The 7421-nt window shown below is 51.1% G+C and carries 7 protein-coding genes and 1 pseudogene; 2 read left to right on the top strand and 6 right to left on the bottom strand.

Annotation, left to right across the window (positions count from 1 at the left end):
* Nucleotides 1–124 precede the first annotated feature (124 nt).
* A pseudogene (locus tag ACFSSA_RS08755) lies at nucleotides 125–1653 on the bottom strand (arylsulfatase).
* A 196-nt stretch (nucleotides 1654–1849) separates the two neighbouring features.
* On the opposite strand from ACFSSA_RS08755, the gene ACFSSA_RS08760 reads away from it, so the two are divergent.
* A complete protein-coding gene (locus ACFSSA_RS08760; RefSeq protein WP_386820057.1) occupies nucleotides 1850–3019 on the top strand; it encodes an AraC family transcriptional regulator in 1170 nt (389 codons plus the stop codon).
* Nucleotides 3020–3475: 456 nt separating this feature from the next.
* On the opposite strand, the gene ACFSSA_RS08765 is transcribed toward ACFSSA_RS08760, so the two are convergent.
* From ACFSSA_RS08765 to ACFSSA_RS08775, 3 genes are all read right to left on the bottom strand, one after another.
* A complete protein-coding gene (locus tag ACFSSA_RS08765; RefSeq protein ID WP_386820058.1) occupies nucleotides 3476–3889 on the bottom strand; it encodes a hypothetical protein in 414 nt (137 codons plus the stop codon).
* A 318-nt stretch (nucleotides 3890–4207) separates the two neighbouring features.
* Nucleotides 4208–4465: a hypothetical protein gene (locus ACFSSA_RS08770; RefSeq protein ID WP_386820059.1), complete on the bottom strand. Its 258-nt coding sequence runs from the start codon at nucleotides 4463–4465 to the stop codon at nucleotides 4208–4210.
* A gap of 131 nt (nucleotides 4466–4596) precedes the next feature.
* Nucleotides 4597–5136, bottom strand: a complete 540-nt coding sequence (locus tag ACFSSA_RS08775) for a macro domain-containing protein (protein ID WP_386820060.1) — start codon at nucleotides 5134–5136, stop codon at nucleotides 4597–4599.
* A gap of 366 nt (nucleotides 5137–5502) precedes the next feature.
* Here ACFSSA_RS08775 and ACFSSA_RS08780 point away from each other — a divergent pair, with 366 nt between their 5' ends.
* Nucleotides 5503–5769: a hypothetical protein gene (locus ACFSSA_RS08780; RefSeq protein WP_386820061.1), complete on the top strand. Its 267-nt coding sequence runs from the start codon at nucleotides 5503–5505 to the stop codon at nucleotides 5767–5769.
* Between the two features lie 127 nt (nucleotides 5770–5896).
* Here the strand turns inward: ACFSSA_RS08780 and ACFSSA_RS08785 are convergent, their stop codons facing one another.
* Both ACFSSA_RS08785 and ACFSSA_RS08790 read right to left on the bottom strand, forming a co-directional pair.
* Nucleotides 5897–6379 carry a hypothetical protein gene (locus tag ACFSSA_RS08785; protein ID WP_386820062.1) on the bottom strand — a complete coding sequence of 161 codons (483 nt, stop codon included), beginning with the start codon at nucleotides 6377–6379 and terminating at the stop codon, nucleotides 5897–5899.
* A gap of 402 nt (nucleotides 6380–6781) precedes the next feature.
* Nucleotides 6782–7421: hypothetical protein (locus ACFSSA_RS08790; RefSeq protein ID WP_386820063.1), on the bottom strand; the 640-nt coding region annotated here is incomplete at its 5' end.

Raw genomic sequence — 7421 nt, forward strand, 5'->3', positions numbered from 1 at the left:
CCGGACTTTAAGGCAGAAATCCTAGCGCTCCGCACGCAGGCGGACACATAAGAACGCGCAAAGAATGTATTATATTACGCCAACCTTCGGAATTTCATCATCCGCAAGGATCAGCCTCTCCATTTCATAGATCCGGGCGCCTGGAATCGAGCTGAGGTAACAGAAGCGCCTTCAAGCTTTCCACCCGCTCCGGATATTTGCCGGATAATTCATGACGTTCCTCGTTATCCTCAAGGATGTTATACAACTGGAACTCATCACGCTTGCGGTCTATCTCGATCAACTTCCAACCTTCTCTGGCGATGATGGCACTACTTCCCATATGGGCCTTCCTGTTGTTTACAATCACGTAATCGTGAGACTTCACCTGCGGCTTTCCAAGCAATGTCGGAAGATAGGAAATACCGTCCTTACCTTTCGGTAGCGAAACTCCACCGATTTCCGCCAAGGTGGCCATAAAATCATAATGGGCGCTAAGCAGCGATGTCTCCGTCCCCGGACTAACTTTTCCGGGCCAGCGCACAATCATCGGGCACTGCATCCCGCCCTGATAACCACTGCGCTTCAGCCCCGCGCGGCCGCCTGCGCCGTCGAACACATCTCCAGCCTCGGAGGTCCGCCACTTCTTATCGGTCAGGTTGGTCTTTTCGCCATCGGCTAGCTCCTGCTTCGCATATCCGGGCTTGGGACCGTAATAGAGCTCGTGCCCATTGTCCGAGGTAAAGATGACGATCGTATTATCATCAATCCCGAGCTCTTTGAGTTCTGCCAAAATCAAGCCCACATGATCATCGAGCATTTTCACCATCGAGGCATATTTCTTCTCCTGAAAAGTGAGCCGTCCATCGTTTGAAAAATCCGGATGGATTTCAGGGATTGCAATCGGCCCGTGCGGTAGCTGCGTGGGATGATATAGAAAAAAGATTCATCTTTATGTTCCCGGAGATATTTCAAAATACCGGCGATAAAGACGTTCTGGGAGTAGGTCTCCCCACCGTAGCCGACCGGTTCGGTGCCCTCCTCGGAGGTTTTGCCGCAATCAGCCATCGTATTTCCTTCGAGCATGAATTTTTCTCCGTTTCTCCAGAGATATGGCGGGTAAAAACCGTGGCAACGATTGTGATCATAATAGCCCTCGTGAAAATCCCAACCGTAGCGGCGAACTTGTTCATCCCACGTTAGAAAGCCGCGATCCAACTTGCCAAACTGCGCGGTTTTATAGCCTGCTTGTTGGGCAACTTGCGCAAGAAACACCTCATTCGGAGGAATGGGCAGGGCTGTTGCCTTCAATTCTGCCAAACGTTTTTGATACTCGGCCTCCGAGATTTTCCCAGAGTCACGGAGGATTGGCAATCCTCCCCGGGTCTCCTTCCACCCGCCAATCCTACCGTCATGCATTCCCGTGAGCAAAGTCCAACGGGCCGGAGCACAATACACCCCTCCGTAGTAGTTATTGAATTTCATTCCCTCCGCCGCCAAGCGATCAATATAAGGCGTCTTTACAATCTTCTGTCCGTAGCAGCCAAGCATTTCCGGACCCAGATCGTCGGCGAAAATGAAGATAACATTCGGTTTGTTTTCCGCTGGACGGGCCGTAGATACGGATACACCGATCGCCGACAGAATCAGTAGCGTGAGGCCTAGTATTTTCATTGAGAAATATTTTCTATATTTACTCGTTTTCCACCTTGGAAAATACACACGCTTCCGGCGCGCTTCCGCGGCCAGTCGGCGGATCGAGTGAACTCCTGGCTCAGCTATTCATCATTGTGTTTTGACCAAATCCGCGAAATACAATATTTCACAGTCTGCATATGACTTCACGCCACGGCATCGCAGATTTTATCGTATGAAAGAGCTCAAACAGATCGCCGTTCTCGTCGACAGTGCCTCCGGATGGGGAAGACGTGTCATTGAAGGTATTCTTTCGGAAGCTTTGGAACACCACCGCTGGCATATCTGGATCTCCCCGATGCATCGGAAAACCGAGTCATTTCTACCAAAAGGTTGGATCGGGGACGGAATCATCGCCCGCATCCCGAATGCAAAATCGGCATGTAATCTGGCAAAACTGAAAGTCCCAGTCGTTGACGTTTCTTCCATCCCCCTCCCTGGCAATCCCTATCCGCGTATCATGCCTGATCATGAGGAAGCGTGTCGCCTGGCATTGGATCACTTTACCTCAAAGGGATTCAAACGTTTTGGATACGTGGGGCCAGTCCGCCTGCCATGGGTGCAAGCACACTTCGCCGCTTTTCAAAAGGTTTTGGCAACACACAAGCTCAAAGGCAGGGTTTTCTCCAGTCCGATGGACTTCACTTCCCAGAAAGATTGGCAGGAGTGGATGGATTCCCTATGCCAATGGCTCGCCGAGCAACCAAAACCTCTCGCCATCCTTGCCTGGAGCCCGCGTATGGGCCGGGAAGTCGTTGAAGCATGCCGCATGGGCGGAATCCAGGTGCCACATGAAGTCGCGATTCTGGGTAGCAATAGTGACGGACTCTTGGACCAGGCGTGCCATCCTCCATTGGCCGGGATCGATGAGCCCTGTTTTGAAATGGGAAAGCTCGCCGCAAAATACCTGGACAGCCTCATCTCGGGTTCTGCCGATGTCCCCCCTCTGACCTTGGTCAAACCGTCCCGGATTATTCCCGGAGGTTCCACTGATACCCTTGCGCTGAACGATCCCATGCTCGTGCAGGTTATGAAATTTATCGAGTCCCACGCATGTGATTGCGGGATGTCCGTTGAAACCATCCTGCAACACGTGCCGATGGCCCGTAGGTCATTGGAACGAAAATTCCGCGAAACCTTTGACCGCTCTCCTGCGGAGGAGATCCGTTTGCGTCGGGTAGCCCATGCGAAAGCATTGCTTCTCGATACAGATCTACCCATGTCCGAGGTAGCGGAAGCCTGCGGCTACTCCACCTACAATTACCTGTATTCTGTCTTCATGAAATCGACGGGAATATCGCCAACAATGTATCGGGCAGAACATCGGTCCAGCGATCATTGCTGATCCTTCTCGCCCATCGAATCGTCATGCGGAAAAGAGCTGCAAGTTAACTTTATTAGGCCGACCGATGCATCGGGTTTAGGAAACAATGGAATTCCCGGTGAAATTCCATCTGAGCACCGGATTCTTCGCCAAACATGTCCTGCATGGTGAGGAGAGAGTTGTAGTTCTTGCGAACAAAGATATTGCAGCCACACACTACGCCTTCTCCTCAAGTTCAACGGTCACTGGGGAGTGGCAAAAAGTATCCCCGAGGGATCTTAGCTTCAATTTCTCACGAATCTTCTCAAGAATTTGTGCCATATCCTTTGAGTATGTCTTCCATTTGCTCTTCCCTGTGTAGTTTTCAGACTTAGCAACCTAGCGCGAGTATAAGGGTCCCCAGTCCGAAGTAATCCAAGCTAGTGCGTCCGACTTTTAATTGATCTGTGCAATGAACACATACAGTTGACGATCGACTTAGCGACCGATCCACATTGGGACTTTGTGGCTCCTAGGATAGCCAAGATACAAAAGGGCCGCGACTCTGTGATACCCGTCCATCAAAGCCGGAGGTTCTCCCGCATAGCATACTAGCGGAGCTGGAATAGCACCGTGCTTTTCTAAAAAGGTGATGATGCTCTCGAACCGATCTCTGGAACTTGGGGGAGCCTCGACTCCGGCTGTTGTTGTCCCAGTGTTGAACGCGAGACAACGATTCACATTCTGGTTGATAACTTGATCCAGCTCTACGCAGTCGATCGACCATTGGAGTTTGGCAACCTCTATCATCTTCTTGCTTCCAAAGAAATCTTCCCAACGGGTCCCCTTCGTTTCTTCATCATTCGTCGCAAAAGGCCAGCCATGAACCTCAGCTTTGGGTTCAAGCCACATTGCTCGAATCTCCTCTGGGAGATTCGGAAAAAATTCAGGCGGGACTATCATCATGTAAAGGTCAAGCGAAGATATTTTTCAGAAAACGTCATAGGAATAGCGCCACCGGTGTAAACTCCCAATTTAATCAGAAGGCTTCCTCGGCGTCGCCATCTCCGCCTTGTTCTGCTTCTTCTTAATTAGCCAGGATTGCTCACTCAAGCGCTCCTCGAAATGCGACGGCTTTAGACTTGGATAGTATTCAAAAACCCTCGCTTCCAGTGATCCGAGCTGCTCGATAGCTTCCCACTCGGTGGCTGTGTGTGGATCAAGATAGATTCAGCGCAGGGTATCGGGATTCTTGGTCAAGGCGACCCCTGTGAGAGCCATCTTGTAATACGAATAAGCACCGTCCGCTGGATAGTTCAGAAGATCTCTCATGTGCTGTTCCGATGGGTCGGCGTCAAATCGAGCGGCAAGCAAATCGAGTTCTTCGTAATGGTTCTTATCGCCTTCAAAAATAACGACACAGCAGATGACGATTAAGGCCACGAGTCCCATGAAGGCTATCACGCTCCTCACTATCATCTTTCTCATCGTGATTTTCTTGCAGAACGTCATAAGACACCCATCCGCTACCGGGGGCGCGCTTCGACTTCGGGGTTAGGGTTAAAATCATCTGAAAAATTCGACTCGGAACGGGTAGCGGATTGGTGTGCTCTGCCTTGTTAGCCTTCTTGTTCCCATTGTGTGTTGATGCTCTCGGAGGCAACTACCAGCTCTCGATACGAAGGCTCGTAATCACAGCAGATAATGACCTCGGCTATGTCAGTATGCTCGAATCTCTCAGTCACCTCTGAAACTATCTTCAAGAATAGAGGCAGGTCGAGGTCGCCATACCCTGCACCGAGAGGACTCATGACCAAGCTTCTCACATCGGCACGAGAGGAGCAAATATCAAAAAACCTGGAAACCAATGAACTCACAGTTTCAGGTTTGGTGTGATACATGGGGTCGGTGGCTATGGTGTGCACGATCAAATGCCAAGGATCACCTGGGCGATTCGAAATGAAAATCTCGCCAACCTCTGCATAACGCCGATTGGAGCTTCCAAGTTGACGGTATAAATCATCTTGAAAATCATTCCCGAACTTCTTCAGTAGGCATGCCCCAACGCCTCCGCTTAACATCAAGTTCACATTCGTAGAGTAGATCAACGCATCTGCTGCTACGGTTGTGATGTCGGTGTTGCGCAATACGCGTTTCATTATTCTTAGGCTAACGTCATAGGAATGGCGCGCCGGTGTAAAGTTCCAATTTCATCTGACAGCTTCAACGGCGTCGCCATCTCCGCCTTGTTCGCCAAGTTTTGGCGTCTGACGGCCGCAAACCACGGAAAGCCAGAAGCACCGAGCCGAAACCCAAGCCTATGCCCGGGAACTGCGAAGCGGACATCTATCTACAGGACATAAAGCCAAGCACTCAGCTCGAGCCAATGCCCGAGAAGAACGCGGCTCGCTACATCTGGCGGACGACAACCCAAGCACGCAAGCCAAGCCGACTCGGAATCCATCTCAATTTTGTGGCGAACGCCATAGGAATGGCGGCCACTGAAAACTCAAAAACAAACGAAAATGAACGATAAATTTACAGACTCCAAAAATGATCAGACGGCGGGTGAGGCTCGCCATCTCCGCCTTGTTAGCCCTGTTGTTACGTGGCAAGCTGCTAAGCTCCGACCTGTTGATCGCGATATGCCAACCCTAAACGCATGGATACTCTCGGTAGATGGGAAAGCTATTCTCACGGCGACGGCGGGAAGCGATCTCCATGAGTCTGTCTCGTCAGAAAACAGACGGATGATAGGGCAGGCACTCGTTGATTATCTGGCTAACGTCTGAGAAATGGCGATCCCGACCCTCATGGCGGGGCTCCCGATTCTCGTTGTCGGATTGAATCATCAGACCGGCAACGTAACAAGGCCGCTGTAAGGGGTCGCCATCTTCGACTTGTTGTGCTTCTTGGATTTCAACGTGCGATTGCTTTCTTTGCGAGTTGGATCGAAGCCAGATCACACCCAAGTGCCTTCATGACCTCACCGAGCATCTGCTGCTTGAGGTCCGTAGGCGTCGTGGTGATCACCCAATATGGTGTCCCGGGAATCTTCTTCGGATTGACGCTACGCCCAGACCCCTCGAGCTCCTGAACGCTCTTCGAGAAGTAAATGCGTCCTCGTCCCCTGACGTCTTCGACTACCGAAAACGCGTTGGCATCCTGCTTGTAGAGCCAAGAAAGGATCGCCAGAAAGCGTCCTACTGCGCCCTTGGCAAATCTGAACTCCGTCAAACTCAGGAAATCCTGGAGAGGTGATTCTTGGGTTGGTGCCGATACCTTACCCGCCCCGTTAAGGCTGAATTCTCTCCGAAGAACTAGATTAGGTGTATCCCCGAAATCCCGAACCTTCCCAAGCAGCACCTCATACACTTCGTCGTCAATCTCGATCGTTTTCACAGCGCCACTGTTCCAACTGTTTGGACAGTTGGCAAGATCTTTTTTCTGCACAACGTCATAGGAATGGCGCGCCGGTGTAAAGCTCCAAATTCATCTGACAGCTTCAACGGCGTCGCCATCTCCGCCTTGTTCGCCAAGTTTTGGCGTCTGACGGCCTCAAACCACGGAAAGCCAGAAGCACCGAGCCGAAACCCAAGCCAATGCCCAGGACGTGCGAAGCGGACCTCAATCTACAGGACATAAAGCCAAGCACTTAGGTCGAGCCAATGCCCGAGAAGAACGCGGCTCGCTACATCTGGCGGACGACAACCCAAGCACGCAAGCCAAGCCGACTCGGAATCCATCTCAATTTTGTGGCGAACGTTATAGGAATGGCGGCGCCGGTGCAAACTCCCAATTTAATCAGACGGCTTCCTCGGCGTCGCCATCTCCGACTTGTTCTGCTTCTTTTTGATTCGGGGATGAGCTGTAATGCAATTCTCTGAGGCGTAACTTCTCATCAAACCAAGGATTGCGATTAGGATCGTCAGTCATTGCTGCAGTGTAGTCCGCCTCCCATCCGACGTAAGTCTCATCGAATCCCTTCTCTATATCGAATCCGTCAAAATCGTGCAAACGGGCAATCGCGGCTCTGAAAGCATCAAGATGTCCCGATTCAAATGCCCGAATCATCTCCTCCTTCGTGCCAAAGTGAACTGTAAAGAAGGGATAGCCATAGCTGTTGGTTCTCTTTAGCTCTGGATGAGTGCCTTGGAAGGATCCAAACGCTTGGTTGAACGCGGAGTCAATCCTCTTGGTCTCCATCTTTGACTTGAAGACTCCGACTGCAACCCAGAAAATGACGATCGCTGCTGTAAAAATCCCGAATCTACTATCCACGAAATACGCGAGTCCACCTGTGATGACGAGCGCGACGAAAACGATCAAACAGCCGCGAGTAAACATTTTACTTTCCTGTGCAGGAGTCATTTTTTTGCAGAACGTCATAGCACACCAACCGCCTGACGGCAGCCGCGCTTTGACTGTGGGTTGAGGTTTGTAA

The organism is Luteolibacter algae (genome assembly GCF_042683045.1).
GTDB classification, from domain to species: domain Bacteria; phylum Verrucomicrobiota; class Verrucomicrobiia; order Verrucomicrobiales; family Akkermansiaceae; genus Luteolibacter; species Luteolibacter algae.